The sequence below is a fragment of the Paraburkholderia lebeckiae genome (assembly GCF_050436225.1).
Lineage (GTDB): Bacteria > Pseudomonadota > Gammaproteobacteria > Burkholderiales > Burkholderiaceae > Paraburkholderia > Paraburkholderia tuberum.
The window spans coordinates 1,413,432-1,432,669 of sequence record NZ_JBNDLU010000002.1; the positions used below are offsets into that span (position 1 = coordinate 1,413,432).

The following is a 19,238-nucleotide window of genomic DNA, read 5'->3' on the forward strand; positions in this document are numbered from 1 at the left end:
GGAGTGAACAAAGTCTTTGGGCTTTCTTGACCTCAGAGGTATTCCATGCTTCAAGACAGCGACGTCGCAACTCGGATCCCAGCGCAAGACCTCGCTCGCGCAAGATCTTTCTACTCGAGCAGGCTCGGCCTTGAGCCGGTGGAAGAACGGGCTGGTGGCCTCCGCTACAAATGCGGCAGGGGCTACTTCACACTCTTTCAGTCGTCTGGGTCGGCCTCAGGGACTCATACACAAATGGCCTGGGAGGTCGATGACATCCAGGCAACCGTTAGTGAGCTGCGACAGCGTGGAGTCGCGTTCGAAGAATACGATCTTCCCGGCCTCAAAACGATAAACGGGATCGCTGATATAGAAGGGAATTACCCGTCCAAGGGTGGGGTAGGCGAAAGAGCTGCCTGGTTCCGAGATAGCGAGGGCAACCTGCTCGGCATCGGGCAACCGCTTAAGTGAGCAGGCCGACGCCATGCCTCAAAGCGCCGCTTAGGGTCAAAGCAGGCTATCGGTGCAAGGGAATCGACTATTGTCGATTTCTTGACTCCCCGCTCGTCGTGCGTATGGGCGGTCGTGTTGCGATGCGCTGCCGACCGGCACCTATAGTCCGTATGGGAAAAAGGAGATTGCGAATGACCTACGTCGATGGATTTGTTGTCCCCGTGCCTACAGCCAACCGCGAAGTTTACAGGCAGTTCGCCGAAAGAGCGGCGGCCGTCTTCAAGGAGCACGGCGCGTTGAAGGTGGTCGAATGCTGGGGTGAACCGCCCCGGGAATCGTGGAGGCTGGTTGGTTTAAGTTGATGCGGGTTCAGGGGCATCTGTTTCAAGTTGCCGATAGTAGTTTGCCTCAGCTTCGGCGGGCGGGATATAGCCGAGGGGTTCCATCAAGCGATGATGATTGAACCAGGCCACCCATTCCAATGTTGCCAGTTCAACGGATTCCCGCGTTTTCCAGGTGTGGCGATGAATCAGTTCGGCCTTGTACAAGCCGTTGATCGTTTCAGCCAAAGCGTTGTCATAGCTGTCGCCCCGGCTGCCGACTGACGGTTCGATGCCCGCTTCGGCCAGCCGTTCGCTGTAGCGAATGCTGACGTATTGGGACCCTCTGTCGGAATGGTGTATCAAGGTTCCGTCGTCGCCTGGGCGCCGCGCGTAAAGCGCCTGTTCAAGTGCATCCAGAATGAAGTCTGTGGTCATCGAGCTGCTGACTCGCCAGCCGACGATACGGCGAGCGAACACATCAATCACGAAGGCCACATACAGCCAGCCCTGCCACGTCGAAAGTGGAGTAAGAGACCGGGCGTAGTCGAGCTATCTCCCGGCCTCTCCTCCCCGAACCGGACTTGCACCTTTCAGCGCATCCGGCTCTCCATTCAAGCGTTGCTCATAGCAAAGGCGACATCGGCATAGCGCGACTCGATGGTACTGCGTGTCTCGTCGCGCAGGATGTACGGATTTTCCGACGGAGAACGCCACCTGAATTGACCCTTGCGACTGGTAACAAGCCGCCGAAGCGCCACCGCCCCATACCATCCTCGACTGTTCTGGCCGTGCAGCACCCAAGTTTTAGTCTGGCCCGGCTCTGGAGCCCGGATGTATTCGCGCATCAGCGACCGGAACCCGCGCCGATACCTGCGCGCAAGCCAGTAGCCGAATTTCCAGAAGACTGCGCGGTCCAGTTTTCTGAACATGGTGGCCGTAAAGTCGGTGAATTGATAAAAGGCTGCCCAGCCGGCAAGCTGCCGGTTCAGGCTTTCCATCAGGTCCATCCGGTTCATGCCATAGTTACCCGACAGTTGCTTGACGAGCCGCCCGGCAAAGCCCCGATACTTCTCCCACGGAATCGTCGTCACAGGTCGCATGCGACCACGTGCTCCACGCTTGCGGATGATGCGGTGACCGAGGAAGACGAAGCCGTCGTTCACATGCGTAATATGGGTTTTCTCCATATTCAGCGTAAGCTTCAGTTCGCCCTCGAGGAACCCACGGCACGCTTCGCGTATAGCTTCAGCGTGTTCGCGAGTCCCCTTGACAACGACCACAAAGTCATCTGCATACCGGCAGTAGGCGACCGCTGGTTTCCACTGCCGGTTCTCTCGCACAGCAATTGGACGCTGCTTGAGAATGGCGAAGTTCCACGCCCACCGATCCTTCCGCGCTTTCTTGTTCAGGTAGTTCTTTTCCATCCACACATCGAATTCGTGCAGCATGATGTTGGATAACAGGGGCGAAATGACACCGCCCTGAGGAACTCCTTCGCTTGCGGTGGGCGGCGACAATGACTACGTCCGGTGTACCGACATTCATCTTGGCCGGTAGTGAGGAGTCGGAGGCGGCGTAGCCGCCGGAGACGACGAACTGCCGGCGGCGCCGGAGCGGCGAGGCTTAGGATGGCTGACTGAACCTAAAAAGAGGCGGTCAGCCCATGTCTGGAAGCCGCATTACCGACCTGCAGGTCCGCCTCTACATGAACCATCGCAAACACCATCCGCAGAAGCTTGCTGCGGCGAAGTCAGGCATGAGCGAGCGCACGGCGCGGCGTGTCGAACACGAAGCCGGGCTACCGTCGCAGCAGCCCCGGCGCTACTGGCGCTCGCGCCCAGATCCGTTCGCCGATGTCTGGGATAGCGAAGTGGTGCCATTGCTACGCGCTGCGCCAAAGCTGAAGGCGATCACCCTGCTGCGCAAATTGCAGGAGGACCATCCCGAACGCTTTCCGGACAGCATGCGGCGCACGTTCGAGCGGCATGTCAGCCAGTGGCGCGCGCTCGAAGGGCCGAACCAGGAAGTGTTCTTCCCTCAAACGTATCAACCAGGCGCGCGAGGCCTGTCGGACTTCACGCACATGGACAAGTTGTGCGTAACGATTGGTGGCATCCCGTTCAACCACCTGCTGTATCACTTCGTGCTGGCGTTCTCGCGCTGGGAATACGCCAGCGTGGTCGATGGTGGCGAGAGCTTCCAGGCGCTCGCGACGGGACTGCAGAACGCGCTTTGGCAGGCCGGCGGCTGCCCACGCGAACACCGTTCCGACAGTCTGTCGGCGGCGTTCAGAAACCTGCAGGAAGAGGAAGACTTCACGGTTCGCTATGCAGCGCTGCTCGAACACTACGGGATGCAAGGCACGCGCAACAACCGTGGCATGGGTCATGAGAATGGCAGCGTCGAATCCTCGCATCGCTATCTGAAGGATCAGGTCGATCAGGCTCTGGAGTTGCGCGGTCACCGCGACTTCGCAGACCGCGCCGCGTACGACGAGTTCGTGCGCGGGGTGGTAATGCACCGCAACCGGCGCAATGCTGCAGCGTTCCAGATCGAGCGCGAACACCTGCTGGATCTGCCTGAGCACCGTACCACCGACTTCGTTGAGGAAGAGGCGCGCGTGACCCGCTGCGGCACGTTCACCGTACGTTGCGTCCTGTACAGCGCGCCGTCGCGGCTGATCGGCCATCGCCTGAAGGTGCGCCTTTACAGTGACCGGCTCGATTGCTATCTGTCCGGCGCGCTCGTGCACAGCACGACGAGGGCCACGCACACCAGCAAGCGGCGCGGTCGCGGCATCGACTACCGGCACTTCATCGATTCGCTCAAACGCAAGCCGCAGGCCTTCAGGGGTCTCGCGTTCCGTGACGATCTGTTTCCGCGTGAAGCCTATCGTCGCACCTGGGAACGGCTGGATCAGGCACTGACGCCGCGTAGCGCCTGCAAGACCATGGTGGGCCTGCTTGAACTCGCCGGGCACCACGGCGTTGAGGCGCAACTGGCCGAGCGGCTCGATGCTTTGCTCGAACTCGGTGAACTGCCCGATCTGAAGGTGTTGTTCGATGAGTTCGCGCCGCGCCAGGCCGAGTGTCCGGCGGTTGTCGTCGAGATGCCGTCCGCCGCGCTTTACGATACGTTGCTCGATGAGGAGGTGCTCGCATGAACGCCGCCTACGATACTGGCCGTATCGCACTTATGCTCAACGAACTGCGCCTGCCAACGATCGGCCGGTTGTGGCCGGACTTCGCTGAACGCTCGGACAAGGAAAGCTGGCAGGCGTCGCGGTTACTCGGTGCATTGCTCGAACATGAACTTGCCGAGCGCGCCAAACGAAGAATCGAACGTCATCGTGCCGAGTCACATCTGGATCCGACCAAGACGCTCGCCACCTTCGACTTCGGTGTTGTGCCTATGGTCTCAAAGGCGCATGTGATGGCGCTGGCCACCGGCGATTCGTGGCTTGAGAAAGGCGCCACGATTCTCCTGTTCGGGCCGCCTGGAGGCGGGAAAAGTCATCTTGGCAGCGCAATCGGACATGCCCTGATCGATGCCGGCTATCGCGTGTTGTTCACCCGGACCGGCGAAATCGTGCAGAAGCTCCAGGTCGCACGTCAAAGTTTGCAACTGCCTTCGGCGCTCGCCAAACTCGACCGGTTCGACCTGATCATCCTGGACGATCTGTCGTATGTGAGGAAGGACCAGGCCGAAACCAGCGTGCTGTTCGAGCTGATCGCCGAAAGATACGAGCGGAAAAGTCTTCTGATAACCGCCAACCAGCCATTCTCCGGCTGGAATGACGTCTTCCCGGACCCCGGCATGACGGTGGCGGCCATCGACCGGCTCGTCCATCACTCGACGATCTTTGAGCTGAATGTCGAAAGCTATCGGCGCCGCACAGCCAGCGACAAACAGAAAGAGCGCCGCCGTCAATTACCCACTGACAACCCGAACGGAGCGACAACCATGCTCCCCTGACGCAGCGACAATCACCTCGGCCGACCGGCCAAGATGTTTGTCGGTAAACCGGACGTCCTGCTTGACGCTATCCAGCTTGCGGCGCGAAACAGGCCGCGATCAACGCAACCCGCCTTGATGAACTTCCAGAGCAGGGCAAGGAAGCGCTGATCGGCGATCCGCTTGCGGATTCCCTTCAGAAGCAAACGGTGATGAACAGTGTCGAAGTAGCTGGCGAGGTCGCCCTCAATAACCCAGCGTCCAGCGATACTTTGCTCACCACCGTCCTGCAACTGAAGCTTCACCGTGCGAATCGCGTGGTGTACGCTACGGGCAGGTCTGAAGCCATACGAAGCCGGATGGAAATCACTCTCCCAGATAGGCTCCATCGCCATCAGCATTGCCCTTTGCACGATTCGATCCCGTAGACAAGGGATGCCGAGTGGTCTGAGCTTGCCTTTCGCCTTCGGTATGTACACGCGTCGCGCAGGCAGCGGACTATACGAGCCCGCCAACAGTTCGTCGCGTATCGTCGCCAATTCATGCTGGAGATTCGCCTCCATCATGCGCCTGTCAACACCGTCCACTCCTGGTGTGCGGGCTCCGCTGGATGCCAGCGTAATGCGAGCCGCTTCGCTCAGCCACTCCCTGTCAGCAATCAGTCTCAGGAGTCGATCGAACTTGCGCTCTTTGTTCTCCGTCGACCATGTCGCCAGTTTGCTTTGCATTTCACTGATTATCAAAGGTCTTCACCTCACTATGGTCAGTTAATTAACCCAGCAAACCACTTAAACTGCCTCCCTTCGCCATGTGGCCGGCTTTCCCGACCTCGGACTACTACGGAGGCTCCGCCAGCCTGCACGTCATCGGGGGCACACTCCCTTGGCATCCGTGCAGGCCTTCCCCAGTTCACATGCTGGACTCAACGCATGGGCGAGGCTGCCTGTCGCAGTCTTTATCCTTGCTTGCCGCAAGTCGTCGCGAACACCACGGTCTAGCTGCGCGCTCCCCGTGGTTCCCTGCTGACCGGCATACATATCCAGTCAGCGCTCGTGCCGCCGGGCCATACGTGTGACCGGCGACAGTTCGCGTCCTGCCCGTAAAGCGGTGTGGGCAGGGGTGACATTTCAACCCTCAGATGCGGTTTAACAGGTTCGTGTTCCTCAACCGTCCCATGCTCAGCCTGGAGGCTCATCTTGGCGTAACCGCTTCGCCGCAAGCCCCGTTTCCCACGGACTTCGTCACCTTGCCAGTGTCAGCAAGTCACCGCCGCTTCGGCTCACTTCCTCTCGCAGCAGAAGAAGGGCATGCCCCGGTATTGCAACGTCAACTACTCCGGAGTCCTGCATTCCAAGCATGCTCAAGCAGCTTCACCCCCAAACGGGCGGGCTACGCTGGCTGGGCGTACCATAGGTGAAATCCGAAACCCAGAGCTGGTTTGGCCGTGCCGCCTTGAACTGGCGATTAACCCGATCCAGCGGGCGCGGGGCTACGGCATCAGGAACAGTCGTGCGAACACGCTTGCCTCGCATTACGCCGCGCAAACCCAGTTGCTTCATTAACCGTTCGACCGTGCAGCGGGCCACCGCGATACGCTCCCGGTTCATCTGCTTCCAGACTTTATCTGCGCCGTAGACCTGCATGTTCGCCTGCCACACACGCTTGATCTCCGGTTGCAAACGTTCATCGCGGATTGCACGAACAGAGCGCCGCGACGGATCACGAAGCTGCGCGGCATGGCGTCGGTAGCCCGACGGGGCAATCCGCAAGACCTTGCAGATCGGCTCGACCCCGAAGGTGTCGCGATGCTGATCGATGAAGGCCTTCAGGACTTGAACCGGCGGTCGAGCTCCGCCTGGGCGAAAAACGCGCTCGCGACCTTGAGAATCTCGTTGGCACGACGCAACTCCTTGACTTCGCGCTCCAGAGCCTTGAGGCGCTCGCGCTCGTCTGTGGTCACGCCATCGCGCTCACCGTGGTCGACCTGATCGCGCTTGACCCATTCGTGCAGTGTCTGCGGTGTGCAGCCGATCATCGGCGCAATCGATTCAACCGCCGCCCACATCGACGGATGCTCGCTACGCTGCTCGCGCACCAGGCGCACCGCGCGCTCCCGGACTTCTGGCGAAAACTTCGTTACCTTCTTGTTCATTGCTCCATTCTCTCAAGAGTTGGAGCCTCCACCAAATCCGGGGCGGTTCAGTACAGAGGACAGAATTGAAGAAAGGCTTTGCGTTTCGCCTAACGGTCTTGGCAGGTGTCGTCTACGCGCTCGGCGGTTGCGCCAACGTACCCTCTGAGCCCAATACACTTGCCGATTTGCAAGGCTCGTACGACGTCGTCGACCAGTTCTCGTACAAGTACACTCATGCCACGCGGATTGACGTTCATTTCTTGCCGCCCGACGCACAGGGCAAGACTCAGGCAGATCTCGCGATCTACGATGGCGAACGCGTGCAGGCATTCCGCTTGGACGATTGCGGTTATCCGGGCGACCGCATCGCACATAACCTCGCTGACAGCGACGGCCACACGCATCTGAGGTGGTCCGTTGCGTCAACAGAGGGGACAGAAGCCGCCCAGTGCTCTTTCTGATCCGAAGTCTTGACGGGCATAGACTCGTGTTCCATCCGGACGGGGGGCTTATTTCGTCGCTAACCCACGATCCTATCTATTCGGCCACTGGGCTGATGGCGATCGTCAACTGGGCTCCCGTGTGGAAATCGGGATTTGTGATAAAACGCGCGGATCGTTAGAGTAGCCGTTTCGCAAGAGCGTACGCGCTGTCCAATGACCGGTCTCGAGAAATGCGAACGACCGCTTCGGGTCGAGGCCGTGTGAAAACGCAAAAGTACTCGGTTTTTGGGTGTCGCTTTACCCTTCCCGAGTTGCCACTAGGCCAACACAGAGCGATCTGGAGGGTCAATTTTTTCGAGCACCGCATTCCGCATGCATTTTCACACGGCCTCGGTCGCGAGGAGCCGATCGGAACCACGGTGTTGCAAGCGCGCGCTTGTCAGTCGCTGATAAAATGCCGACCCTTTGCCGGTGAAGGAAACTCCAGCTTCAAGGAACATTTGCGCGCTTTTCAAGCGAGGACGAGAATTGTCGTTCGTGCGCGGTTTGCCGCACCTGATACAGACGGAGGGGATATGGACGATCCCTATGATCTTCAGCGCTTTGTCGATGCGCAGGGCCCGATGCACGAACAGATATGTGATGAATTGCGTGACGGGCGCAAACGAAGCCACTGGATGTGGTTCGTGTTTCCGCAGATCCAGGGGCTTGGCGAAAGCGCAATGGCGCAGCGGTAAGCGATTTCTTCACTGGCCGAGGCTGAGGCGTATATGAGACATGCGGTACTCGGAGAACGGCTGCGGGAATGCACACGCCTAGTCAACCTCGTGGAAGACCGTTTCGATCAAGGAGATCTTCGGATACCCGGACTACTTGAAGTTTTGGTCCTCGATCAGCCTGTTCGCGCGCGCCACTCAAGAGAACGGGGTATTTCTGGACGCGCTGCACAAATATTTTGACGGCGAGGCCGATCCGCAAACGCTGAGCCGGATCTAGGCAACCTTCGAATTGGACTTCCGCGTCCGGCCGAGGCCGTGTGAAAACGGAAAAGTACTCGGTTTTCGGGTGTCGCTTTACCCTTCCCGAGTCGCCACCAGGCTGATACGCGGCGATCTGAAGGGTCGACTTTTGAGAAGGCTTCGTGCGGAGCGCGTTTTCACACGGCCTCGGCCAGGTCCGGTCAACGGCACAGCGTTCAACGTCCCCCTATTGAGTATGGCGTAGCTGTTGGGCGCTCCGGTCGCGATATATGTCGAAAGGTTTGTGCTATTCCGTACATGGTTTCGCGCGCTGTTTGCGGACCTTGGGCTGGAGTAGGCGGCCCGTAGTAACGGGACTGGTGGCATGGCAATGTGTGACTACGCTCGTCGACGCAGGACAGCACGAGCAATCCCTCACTGCTTCGGAATGTTCAGTGGAAGAAGTGGAGGCCGCACTTGCGGCTGGGGGGCCGATGTCGGCAACACCAGGTAAAGTGGGACAGTTACTATTCGCCGCGACACGTCCCGTCGCATTCCCGGTCGGATCGAGCGCTACTTCTCGAACGGGAAAAATGAAGAGAACGTATATCAGGAAGAACGCGAAGGTGATGCCGAGTAAGCTTATCCCGATCGCCGAAGATTGAACGGATAGTGAGAACCAATTTGCAGTCACGGTCGACTTCGTACTGTCATCTTGGAGACGACCTGCGTTTTCAGTCAGCGGAGCATTGGTGCTTACGTCCGCAACACGAGTAGCGCGCCGCGCCAGACGGAAGGATTCGAAGAAGTGCCATGCAGCGAGTGTCGCGCCGAGACTCATCATTAGGAGAACAACTGTCGCAACCCAGTTGCCGTGCACCCTCCGCTGGTCGTATGCTCTCCGGCGAATCGCAAAATCGGCGGGCTCACCTCCTGGCAAGCGTTGAAGGAGCGCGCCAATCTTCGGGCTGGCCAGAAGGTGTTCGTCCCCGCAGGGTCTGGCGGTATTGGCACGTTTGCGATCCAGCTGGCAAAGTACTTCGGCGCCAGGGTGGGAACGACCACCAGTACCGGCAATGTTCAACTGGTAACCAGTCTGGGCGCAGACGAGGTCGTCGACTATAAGAAGCAGGAATTCGAAAAAGTGCTGCACGGCTACGACGTTGTGCTTGGCACTATCAGAGGTGATGCGATTGAAAAATCGATGGACATCCTCAAACCGGGGAGCAAGATTGTGTCGCTTATCGGGCCGCTGGACGCAGCGTTCGCCCGCGCTCGCAGGCTGAACTTTATTCTGAGGTTTGTATTCGGGCTAATGAGCCGCAAGATCATGCGGCTTGCGAAAAAGCGGGAGGTGACGTATTCATTTCTCTTCGTGCGCCCCGATGGAACCCAGCTCGCCGAAATTGGCGAACTGATTAAGTCAGAACGCATCCGTCCAGTCATTGACAAGGTGTTTCCGTTTGAGCAAGCGAAGGAAGCGCTTGAATACCTGGCCCAGGGACGCGCCAGGGGCAAGGTCGTCGTCAAGGTCAAGTGACGCGCCAAACAGTTGGCTGTGGATGAACGTGCCATAGCGAAGCAGGCCTATCCGCACGGCTGCAGACAAGCGGGGCAGAACTCCCTCGACACCGGCACGGACACGACGCTGCTGCCGCACCCGTACTTTCCATCACTCGTGTGGAGAAAATCAGCGGATCATTGAGTATTCGATTTTTTTTGTCGGTACCTAGGACCGCGAGCCACGGTGCTCTCACGCTCAGGGAACTCAGAGATTTGCGTGTTCCATTCGGCAGTGACGTTTGCACGCAGTCAACCGGCAAAACGGAACACTGCGTGCGGCGAAGGCACCCTTGGCGGCTCATCCGTACTCCTCGGCAGATTCGCCATTCTGTAACAAATCTTCCGGTAATAACCGACCGGCTGAAGTGTGCCTGATCTCCGTCGTTCACCGTCGGGCCTCGGTGAGGAAGCGCGCTGCGTTTGACTGTCTCGTAAAAACCGGGATCCGGGCCGTCTTCGAGCAGCAAGCTAAAGTGATTTGCAGAAAGATTGACCTCTCCTTTCAGCGTGGCACGTCACGCCTGGCGACCGGCCATCACACCGCCGTCGACCGGCAACACCGCGCCCGTAATCCAGGAGGCGCTCGGCGATACCAGAAAAAGGATCGCCTCGGCGATATCGGCCGGTTGGCCGTTGCGCCCGAGAGGATGGAACGCATTGAATGACGGCAGCGTCTGCTTGACCTAATTGTCCGTCATGAACGTGTTGTAGATCGGCGTCTCAACAACGCCTGGAGCAACCGTGTTGATGCGGATATTCGCGGGCGCAAGCTCAATGGCCAGGTTGCGCGTGAGAGCATGTACTCCAGCATTCGCTGCCGAGTAGGCCGAAGACGGCGTCGCACCGATGGCCTGCAGGGCCCAGAGCGAGCCGGTCTGAACGATGGCGCCGCCGCCGCGTTGCTTCATCGCGCGCGCCGCGGCCTGTGCCATGAAGAACTTGCCTTTGAGGATGGTGTCGAGGAACCAGTCGTAATCGGACTCGCTCAGCTCCAAGAATTCCTTGGGTCGGAATACGCCCGCGTTGTTGATCAGGATGTCGACACCGCCAAACGCGTCGGTCGCGACATTCACAAGCGCAGCGCCCGTGGCTGGTAAAGCGATATCCCCTGCGTACGTGCGCACTTTGATTCCTGCGGGGTCGATTTCGGCAGCGGCTTGTTTGAGCTTAGCCTGATCGCGGCCACCGATAACCACGCTAGCGCCGGCGCGCACCAGACGGATGGCCACCTCCTTGCCGATACCGGAACCGCCGCCGGTGACGATGGCGACTTTGGACGAGAAACTATTCATTGTGGAAGTCCTTTGTGAACCGAACGCGGATTGAAACTTTCGAGTTGATTCGAAAGCTTTGCGTGGTGACCACATTATTGGATGACACGTATGGATTCACAAATGAGATATTCTGCCAGTCACTGAAAGAAATTCTTTACGTGATGACTGCTCCAATCTTCCTGAATGCGTTACGCGCGTTTGAAGCAAGCGCGCGCCACCAGCGTTTCTCTGCAGCGGCGACCGAGCTGAACGTCACGCCAGCGGCGGTGGGGCAGCTCGTCCGCAGCCTGGAAGAGTGGCTTGGCATGTCGCTATTCCATCGAGGCAGCGGTGGGCGGGCGCGTCTGGTGCCCACGGAGGCGGCGGTAAGGGCGCTGCCCGACATTCGCGACGGGTTCGATCGGTTGAACGTCGGATTCGCAAGACTTAGAGAGCGGTCAACGGTCGGGGTGCTGACAGTGACGGTCAGTCCCGCGTTCGCGGCCAAGTGGCTTCTGCCCCGCATCGACCGCTTTCAGACCGCATGGCCCGAAACTGACATTCGCCTTGACACAAATCTCAAGCTGGTGAACTTCGCGACACAAGGCATCGATATCGGCGTGCGCTATGGAGCCGGACACTGGCCGGATCTGGAGGCAGAAAAGCTGATGGACGAGGAAGTCTTCCCCGTCTGCTCGCCCGCGTTTCTTGAGCGTCATCCGGGAATCCGCAACCCCGCCGACCTGGATGGACTCACGCTGATCGATGATCTATCTGTCGATCGGCAAATAGGGTTCGTTACCTGGGACGCGTGGCTCGACAAAGTGGGCATTAAGCTGACTGCGGCCCGATCGAATTTGAAGATCAATAGTTCCTCTGCCGTCCTTCAAGCCTCGATCGATGGCCATGGGGTAGCGCTGGCGCGTAGCGCTCTTGCACGCGACGATGTGGCCTCAGGGCGATTGGTGCGGCTTTTTCCAGATATCGAGCGGCCGTCGGAACTTGCCTATTACATCGTCTATAGGAAGGAGTGCGCTAACCTTCCAAGACTCGTTGCGTTTCGCGAGTGGCTTCGTGAAGAGGCGTCCAGCGACAGAAATGCGGCCTAGTCGATGGCCTGCATGCGCTATCAAGCGGCCCGTATGGACGACAAGGTATCGGGGCCGACGCTATTGCGAATCGCGCATTGTGATGCGACTGCCTGACGAAGTAATGTTCGACGGCTCGCGCGATTTAGAAGCTGTTGCGAAATTAGTTAAACCAAGGTTTTAGGCGCGTCGCCTATCAGGCCCGCGCCCCCCGCGAGTCCGGTGTGTTCTAACTGGTCTTCAGCGAAAAAACCCAGAACGACGCACGCTTCAATGAGTTTATGGTTCGCACCACGTCGCGCCGTCGCATGCTTTCGCGGATGCCGCAACGGTCCCAGCCTGCCGACTCGATGCACTCGGAGCAGCTAGTGGTTTGAATCAAAGTGCGTTTAAGGCAACGCTTATGTGGACGCCTCCCGGATTGCAAGCGGTTTTATCACGTTGGCTGGTAGGTAAGGTCGCACGCTTATGTCCGGCCTGTTTGCGCAGGTCGTGATGCCTGCTGGCCTCTATGGAATGCGCTGGCGGGGTCCTCATCTGATCATCGAACACAAAGGTTCATATGCCTTATCGGGTTATCCCTGCCCCGGTCCAACCTGTTAGCCAATGTGGGTCTATCGCTTGCGCACCTCGATGAAGGAAGTAGGTTAATTCACTGGTTGTGACATCAGTTCGTCAGTCCGGCCGCTTGAATGGATTGATATCTGTCGGTGTGCGCCAGGACGGCCCAGATAGTTCTGGCTAGCTTGTTCGCTACCGCCGCGACGGCGACATTGAAGGGTCGGCGGCTGAGCAGTGCGTCGACCCAGTCGCTATGCTTACCCCGGAGGACAACGGAGCGTGCCCCGTGCATGAGTAGGGTGCGTAGGTAGGTATCTCCGCGTTTGCTCAGGCCGAGTTGACGCACTCGGCCACCGGTCCCGATCTGGCGCGGCACCAGGCCGAGCCACGCGGCAAACTCACGTCCTGATTTGAAGTTGCGTGCATCGCCAATGGCGGCCGCCATGGCTGTGGCGGTGAGGAGACCGACACCCGGAATGTCGCTGAGTTTGCGGCAGTCCTCGTTGTTCCTGAAGGCTTGGGCGAGGCGGCGCTCCAGAACGGCGATCTCGCCGTCGATTGCCTGTACACGGGTCCACTGTTCACGAAGGCTGTCGACGAGCAAACCCGGAAGACGGTCGGCAACTCTGGCGAGACAGGCGGAGATGTTGTCGGCAAACGCGCGATATCCCTCGGGCAGCACTTCGCCGAATTCGTAGAGAAGGCCGCGCAGGGCGTTGGTCTGCATGATGCGAAACTTCATCAGTTGCGCCCGGAGCCGGTGCAGCGCGAGAATGGCCTGCTGCGCTTCGGTCTTAACGGCGACAAACCGCGCATCGGGCTGCTGAGCAGCTATCCAGATCGCCCGCGCGTCGGCGGCGTCAGTCTTGTTACGCAGAACGAAGGGACGCACTGAGCGTGGGGCAATGAGCTTCACGTCGTGGCCGAGGCTCATCAGCTGTCTGGCCCAGCAGTGAGCGCTGCCACACGCTTCCATGACGACAAGCGAAGGCTCGCGCCTCGTGAAGAATTCGATGACCTGGTTGCGTTTGAGTTTTATGCGCTGAATCTCCCCGGTTTGAGCCATAACGGCATGCAATTGGAATACGTGCTTGGCTATGTCCATGCCGATTACGGTGGGTTTCATTTGAACCTCCTCAAGTGGCGAGCTGCAGGCAAACGCCGGAAGCTCTCACTGATGATGGCAGAAAGAGGCGGCGGTCGCCCGTGTCACATCGGACGGTAGATGATCGCCGCCGGAGGGAGGCGTCCATCCCATCTGATTAAGTCCACCGATCCGGCACCTCAAGCGTTATAGAACTCGGATTGAACGAGGAAGGCGAAACAGGATGAAGCAGCAGACGCTGGCGATGGCAGCCGATCAAGGAGCGGGTTTCGAGACCCGCCGCAAACGCACGCGGCGCGACGAGTTTCTCGACACGATGAATGCGATCGTGCCATGGGCGCAGCTGTGCGCGGTGATCGAGCCGCATTATCCGAAGCGCGGCAATGGCCGCCCGCCTATTGGTCTTGAGCGCATGCTGCGGATTCATTTCGTGCAGCACTGGTTCAATCTGGCCGACTTCGCTTGCGAAGAGGCGCTCTACGACAGCGCCAGCCTGCGTCGCTTTGCCGGAATTGACCTGGGTTGTGAAGCCGTACCGGACGCGACGACGCTGCTCAAATTCCGGCGCCTGCTGGAGACGCACAAACTGGGCGAGCAATTGTTTGCCGAAGTCGGCCGGGTGCTGCAGGCCAGCGGCATGAAGCTCAAAAGCGGCACCATCGTGGACGCGACGATCATCGGCGCGCCGAGCTCGACGAAGAATGAGCAGAAGGCGCGCGACCCCGAGATGCATCAGACCCGCAAGGGTCGCCAATGGTATTTCGGCGCCAAGCTGCACATCGGTGTGGACAGCCAAAGCGGCCTGGCGCACAGCGCAGTGCTCACGCCGGCCAACGTGCATGACAAGCACCCGCTACCGCAATTGCTGCACGGGAACGAGCGGCGCGTCTACGGCGATAGCGCCTATGCGAGCCAGAAAGCGCTGATCCACAGCAAGGCCCCCAGGGCGCGCGACTTCACCAATCAGCGCACCCGCCGTGCGGGCGGCGAAGTCGACGAAGTGCAACGGGGCAAGAACCGCAACAAGTCGAAGATCCGGGCCCGGGTCGAACATGTCTTCTCGGTCGTAAAACGACTGTGGGGATTTACGAAGGTGCGCTATCGCGGGTTGGCAAAGAACGCCAACCGGGCGTTCGTCGCGCTCGCGCTGGCCAACGTCTATCTGTCGCGCAGGCAACTGACGGCATCGGTACGCCCATAGTGGGCGAAAGGCGGGCAACGCGCCCGCCTACAAGGCCCGCGAGGGCCGAAAAGCAATTGCGCAAGCTCGGCTTCATGACTTGACGACGTTCAATTGCTGACAAGCTGCCAAATTCGCGGCTTGTTCAGCGTAGCCTTAAGGGAATCTTCAGGTAGCGGGTGCCGTTCTCGTCGGCAGGTGGCAAATCGCCAGCCCGTATATTTACCTGCACAGAAGGCAGGATGAGAACGGGCATCGCCAGCGTTGCATCGCGCGCTTCGCGCATGCTCGCGAACTGTTCCTCTGTGACACCGTCGTGCACATGGATGTTATGTGCACGCTGCGCGAGCACGGTAGTTTCCCATTCGGGTTCACGGCCCTTGGGTGGATAGTCGTGGCACATGAAGAGCCGGGTGTCGCCTGGCAGGTCCAACAGCTTTCGAATCGACCCGTACAACGTGTGTGCATTGCCACCCGGGAAGTCGCAGCGCGCGGTGCCGACATCCGGCATGAAGAGCGTGTCGCCCACGAAGACCACATCGCCAATCTGGTAGGTCGTGTCGGCAGGTGTATGACCGGGAACACACAGCGCTCTGGCCGTCAGAGCCCCGATAGAGAACGTTTCGTTTTCGCGAAACAGATGGTCAAACTGGGAGCCGTCAAGCCGGAATTCGGGCTCCAGATTGCAGAGCTTCTTGAACACGCCCTCAACGGTGCGAATGTGCTCTCCAATCGCAATCTTGCCGCCTAGCTGTTCGCGCAAATAGTGCGCTGCGGACAGGTGGTCCGCGTGTGCGTGCGTTTCCAGTATCCACTGAACGTGCAAGCCTCGCTGGCGCACGAACTCGATGACCCGGTCGGCGTTCGTCGTCGCAGTGCGTCCTGCCTTGGGGTCGTAGTCAAGGACCGGGTCAATGACTGCACATTCCTGATGCCCGGGCTGAAACACCACGTAAGTCACCGTGCCGGTGACCGGGTCGAAGAACGGCTGAACGATGGGCTGCATCCTGACCTCCTCAGATGTGCTCATTCTATTCACAAATAATCTATAATACAATATAATGTTTGTGTGTAAATTATGAGTGGTGAGATGAGGAAGAAGTCCGTCCCAATCGACCTGTCGGTGATGCAGGCATCGGCAGAGAAAGCCTGTGCGCTACTGAAGGTGCTGGCCAATCCCGACAGGTTGCTTCTGATGTGCCAGTTGTCGCAGGGCGAGTTGTGTGTGAGTGACCTGGAAGAACACTTGGGCATACGTCAGCCGACACTCTCCCAACAGCTCGGCGTACTTCGCGATAACGAGCTCGTGGCGACACGGCGAGAGGGAAAGAGCATCTTTTATTCCATCGCAAGCAAGGAAGCGATTGCGGTCATGAACGTGCTGTATGACCAGTTTTGCGCCCAATGAAGGTGAGGAGGGGGTATGTCGATTGATATCGCGAGTTTTACGCCGGGCCTGTCATTGACTGGCGGTCTGGTGATTGGCGCCGCGGCTGCCGTGCTTGTTTTATTCAACGGACGTATCGCCGGCATCAGCGGCATCCTCGGTGGCCTGCTGGGCACGCCTCAGAAAGATACGGGGTGGCGTGTCGCTTTTCTTGCAGGGTTGATTGGGGCACCTGCGCTGGCAAGCCTGCTCGGGAACCCGGTAGCGCCTGATATCCATGCGGGGTGGGGCGAAATACTTGTCGCGGGCTTTCTGGTTGGCATTGGAACGCGTTACGCAAGCGGTTGCACGAGCGGCCACGGTGTCTGTGGCATCTCGCGGGGCTCCGTCCGTTCGCTGGTCGCAACGGCCACCTTCATGGCAAGCGGTTTTCTGACCGTATTCGTGTCCAGACATCTGCTGGGAGGCTGAAATGGGTTTGCTCGCTGCTTTGATTTCCGGCCTGCTGTTCGGCGTCGGCCTGATGGTGTCCGGCATGGCCAATCCAGCAAAGGTGCTGGGATTTCTCGACCTCGCGGGACGATGGGACCCTTCACTGGCATTCGTGATGGCCGGGGCGATAGCCGTAGGCTCTGTCGCGTTCCTGTTTGCAAAGCACCGCAAAAAATCCCTGCTGGGGCTGCCCATGCAGATACCGGCCGGCACCAACGTAACGTTGAGACTTGTACTGGGAAGTGCGGTGTTTGGCGTCGGCTGGGGGCTTGCAGGATTTTGCCCGGGGCCCGCACTGGTCGCCTTGGGCGCTGGCCTCCCAAAGGCGTGGGGTTTTGTGGCCGCGATGTTCGGCGGCATGGCCGTGTTCGAGTTCATTGAGCGCGTGAACATGCGTCGACAAGAGGCTTGACCCGCTGGGCACTGATAGGCGGCTCGTCATCGGTTCATGATTATCAGAACCCTCGTCTCTACTATCCTGGAATCGTAGACACCGCATGGCATGACCCGCAAGCCGTGCCGTTTTGGCGAAAGCTCGTCAGGAACCGTCGGCAAGTCGAGCAAAGAATATATGGGCCGGTCTGCAGAAGCTTCTGGTTCGGCGTACACGCAAAACAACTTGCTAGATGCGTTCAAAGCCATAAAAGCCTTCCTCGTCTGATGCCGGGCGGGTGGGCAAGGACAACCAACCGCAGAACAGCAGGCGATAGTTGACGCCGTTCCGTCGGGCGGCCGAGCCCAAGCGGCCCGGCCCAGGTAGCTGTGCCTAGCGAGAAAGCGATCTTGCGGCTGAACCTCGACCGCGCATATGTCAGCAGGCAAGCTTAAGATAAAGGCTTATGCGGGCGCGGGCAAAACTTCGACTCTTCGCCTCGTTGCCGATCATCTTTCCCACCTGTGCGGCACCTATCGCGTTCAACCGCGAAATTGCCGAACACGATAGCCTGGATGTCAAAAAGGCGGCGAAAGCGTGTAGGAAAGCTGGGTAACTTTACATAAAAGGAATGGTCACCATTTCATACGCACTGCTTATCATTTGCGCGGGTTCCAGAAGTGAACGCCGGGCGACGTGCCATTGATCAGCAGGGCCTTGAAAGGCGCCTCACTTTCCGAAGGCAGCGTCCGGGTATGAGCGCATGTCGACGGCGACGGCAGTGAGTCGCCGGTTGCCCGCGATGAGCGATCGGCAGGATCAATTGGCCGTGGGAAGTCCTGAACCGAAAACGTCAGCTGACCGGAAACGCCGAGAGAAGCTGAATTTTCCTGCTGAAAAATATCTTACTCGTCCAAGTCGCTCGCTGGTCGCGTGGTCATCCATGCAGCATCGAATCGGAGGCTAGCGGGACTTATCTTTCGCCATCCGCGCGCCAGGACGCTTCGGTGTTATCGTTGCTTTCGGCGTTGCCGGCGGGTTCGTCGCCCGTGTCTTACTTGCAACGACGTTGCTAACCGATTTTCGCGGCCCGGCAGACGGCTTGACTGGGGCTTTCTTTATTGCCGCTTTACTGTCGGTCGCGGTTTTCGCAATCGGAGATGGCTTGCTGGGCGTCGCCACAGCCGACATGGTAGCCTCCTTCGCTGTCACCTTACCCGCTGCCGGCTTTTTATGTCCGGCAACAGGCTTCGTCGATGGGAAAACGTCGGCCATCTCAATACCGAACACGTCGGCCACTAGCGCGTCGTCGAGCACCTTGCCTGCAGGCGGTCGCTTTCCGGATTTGGGCAGACCGGTGCCGGCCTGCCTGACGAGATCATTGGCATCGACGCGGCGCAAGGCGAAAAGCAATTCCGGCTGTTGGTCGAGTCTCGCGCCGACGCCGTAGAGTACGGCAGCAACGTGCTTGCACATCGACGCCCAGTCAGGGCAACTGCAATTGAATTTGATTTCCTTCGGCACCGGGAAAAGACCCGTTCCGGGTTTGCAGATGCGCTCCATCACGGCAGTCGAGAATTTGCCCTGCAGCAGTTCTACCATCGAATCGATCGACCCCGAGCAGTCGGCACCAATTGTTCGCCATTGCTTTGCCGGGCACGCCGTCACGCTCACGCCGACCGTGTAGAGGCTCGAACCCATTACCTGCGCTCGCACTTCGCCTGCCGTAATCTGGAGGTCAATCACGGAACCATTGCGCACATAGGTACGGCCGCGCGGCAGGCGGCTGGCATAGTCGCTATAGCCTTCCAGATTGTCGCACCAGGCCTTGCCCCAGAAGGTCCTGGCGATGGCGCCTCGATACGACGCGATTGGCGACAGGACCGCACCGGCCTTCCTAGCCTTCGCGGCGGCCCGTTCAGCCTTTTTTCTGCGCTCGGCGACCGAGACATAGGGCTTCCATCCCCCGTAACCGTAACCCATTGCGCTTC

14 protein-coding genes, 6 pseudogenes and 1 other annotated feature are annotated in these 19,238 nt (G+C 59.1%); of the genes and pseudogenes, 12 read left to right on the forward strand and 8 right to left on the reverse strand.

From position 1 onward, the window contains the following. Positions 1-45 precede the first annotated feature (45 nt). Both OKW45_RS21215 and OKW45_RS21220 read left to right on the forward strand, forming a co-directional pair. Positions 46-450, forward strand: coding sequence for a VOC family protein (locus tag OKW45_RS21215; protein WP_184044705.1), 405 nt, complete (start codon positions 46-48; stop codon positions 448-450). A 173-nt stretch (positions 451-623) separates the two neighbouring features. Next, positions 624-755, forward strand: a pseudogene (locus tag OKW45_RS21220) (DUF1428 family protein); the annotation flags it as partial. A gap of 30 nt (positions 756-785) precedes the next feature. Here the strand turns inward: OKW45_RS21220 and OKW45_RS21225 are convergent. Together OKW45_RS21225 and OKW45_RS21230 are read right to left on the reverse strand one after the other, a co-directional pair. Beyond that, positions 786-1,283: pseudogene (locus tag OKW45_RS21225) on the reverse strand (IS3 family transposase); the annotation flags it as partial. Positions 1,284-1,366: 83 nt separating this feature from the next. Beyond that, positions 1,367-2,272, reverse strand: coding sequence for a reverse transcriptase domain-containing protein (locus OKW45_RS21230; RefSeq protein ID WP_429470880.1), 906 nt, complete (start codon positions 2,270-2,272; stop codon positions 1,367-1,369). Between the two features lie 146 nt (positions 2,273-2,418). Here OKW45_RS21230 and istA point away from each other — a divergent pair, with 146 nt between their 5' ends. Further along, positions 2,419-3,918, forward strand: coding sequence for an IS21 family transposase (gene istA, locus OKW45_RS21235; RefSeq protein ID WP_429470882.1), 1,500 nt, complete (start codon positions 2,419-2,421; stop codon positions 3,916-3,918). Next, the gene (istB, locus tag OKW45_RS21240; protein WP_429470884.1) at positions 3,915-4,730 is read left to right on the forward strand and encodes an IS21-like element helper ATPase IstB; all 816 of its coding nucleotides are present in this window, start codon (positions 3,915-3,917) and stop codon (positions 4,728-4,730) included. Before istA ends, istB begins: the two co-directional genes overlap by 4 nt. Before the next feature lie 11 nt (positions 4,731-4,741). Here istB and OKW45_RS21245 read toward each other — a convergent pair whose 3' ends face one another. Both OKW45_RS21245 and OKW45_RS21250 read right to left on the reverse strand, forming a co-directional pair. Then, entirely contained in the window at positions 4,742-5,437 is a 696-nt protein-coding gene (locus tag OKW45_RS21245; RefSeq protein WP_429470886.1) for a reverse transcriptase domain-containing protein, read from the reverse strand. 681 nt (positions 5,438-6,118) lie between these two features. Continuing rightward, a pseudogene (locus OKW45_RS21250) lies at positions 6,119-6,861 on the reverse strand (IS3 family transposase); the annotation flags it as partial. Next, positions 6,464-6,580 (reverse strand) — a sequence feature (AL1L pseudoknot). Its footprint overlaps the pseudogene before it by 117 nt. A gap of 65 nt (positions 6,862-6,926) precedes the next feature. On the opposite strand from OKW45_RS21250, the gene OKW45_RS21255 reads away from it, so the two are divergent. The 3 genes and pseudogenes from OKW45_RS21255 to OKW45_RS21265 all read left to right on the forward strand — a co-directional run. Next, entirely contained in the window at positions 6,927-7,304 is a 378-nt protein-coding gene (locus tag OKW45_RS21255) for a hypothetical protein (protein WP_429470887.1), read from the forward strand. 557 nt (positions 7,305-7,861) lie between these two features. Then, positions 7,862-8,282 (forward strand): annotated as a pseudogene (locus OKW45_RS21260) (DUF1810 domain-containing protein). 885 nt (positions 8,283-9,167) lie between these two features. Beyond that, positions 9,168-9,785: pseudogene (locus OKW45_RS21265) on the forward strand (NADP-dependent oxidoreductase); the annotation flags it as partial. A 538-nt stretch (positions 9,786-10,323) separates the two neighbouring features. On the opposite strand, the pseudogene OKW45_RS21270 reads toward OKW45_RS21265, so the two are convergent. Continuing rightward, positions 10,324-11,100, reverse strand: a pseudogene (locus tag OKW45_RS21270) (SDR family NAD(P)-dependent oxidoreductase). 143 nt (positions 11,101-11,243) lie between these two features. Between OKW45_RS21270 and gcvA the strand changes: the two are divergent. Next, entirely contained in the window at positions 11,244-12,170 is a 927-nt protein-coding gene (gene gcvA, locus OKW45_RS21275; protein WP_429473336.1) for a transcriptional regulator GcvA, read from the forward strand. Between the two features lie 646 nt (positions 12,171-12,816). Here the strand turns inward: gcvA and OKW45_RS21280 are convergent. Then, positions 12,817-13,836, reverse strand: coding sequence for an IS110 family RNA-guided transposase (locus OKW45_RS21280; protein WP_429470889.1), 1,020 nt, complete (start codon positions 13,834-13,836; stop codon positions 12,817-12,819). A 202-nt stretch (positions 13,837-14,038) separates the two neighbouring features. Between OKW45_RS21280 and OKW45_RS21285 the strand changes: the two genes are divergently transcribed. Next, on the forward strand, positions 14,039-15,016 hold the full coding sequence (locus tag OKW45_RS21285; protein ID WP_429470891.1) for an IS5 family transposase: 978 nt from the start codon (positions 14,039-14,041) through the stop codon (positions 15,014-15,016). A gap of 124 nt (positions 15,017-15,140) precedes the next feature. Here OKW45_RS21285 and OKW45_RS21290 read toward each other — a convergent pair whose 3' ends face one another. Then, positions 15,141-16,001 carry an MBL fold metallo-hydrolase gene (locus OKW45_RS21290; protein WP_429470893.1) on the reverse strand — a complete coding sequence of 287 codons (861 nt, stop codon included), beginning with the start codon at positions 15,999-16,001 and terminating at the stop codon, positions 15,141-15,143. Positions 16,002-16,085: 84 nt separating this feature from the next. Between OKW45_RS21290 and OKW45_RS21295 the strand changes: the two genes are divergently transcribed. The 3 genes from OKW45_RS21295 to OKW45_RS21305 are packed head-to-tail and all read left to right on the forward strand — an operon-like array spanning position 16,086 to position 17,286. Then, positions 16,086-16,403 (forward strand): metalloregulator ArsR/SmtB family transcription factor, encoded by a 318-nt coding sequence (locus OKW45_RS21295; RefSeq protein WP_429470895.1) that lies wholly within the window; start codon positions 16,086-16,088, stop codon positions 16,401-16,403. Between the two features lie 15 nt (positions 16,404-16,418). Further along, positions 16,419-16,853: a YeeE/YedE family protein gene (locus OKW45_RS21300; RefSeq protein WP_429470896.1), complete on the forward strand. Its 435-nt coding sequence runs from the start codon at positions 16,419-16,421 to the stop codon at positions 16,851-16,853. A 1-nt stretch (position 16,854) separates the two neighbouring features. After that, positions 16,855-17,286 carry a DUF6691 family protein gene (locus OKW45_RS21305; RefSeq protein ID WP_429470898.1) on the forward strand — a complete coding sequence of 144 codons (432 nt, stop codon included), beginning with the start codon at positions 16,855-16,857 and terminating at the stop codon, positions 17,284-17,286. Between the two features lie 924 nt (positions 17,287-18,210). Here the strand turns inward: OKW45_RS21305 and OKW45_RS21310 are convergent. Further along, positions 18,211-19,230, reverse strand: coding sequence for an SWIM zinc finger family protein (locus OKW45_RS21310; protein ID WP_429473337.1), 1,020 nt, complete (start codon positions 19,228-19,230; stop codon positions 18,211-18,213). Between the last annotated feature and the right edge of the window lie 8 nt (positions 19,231-19,238).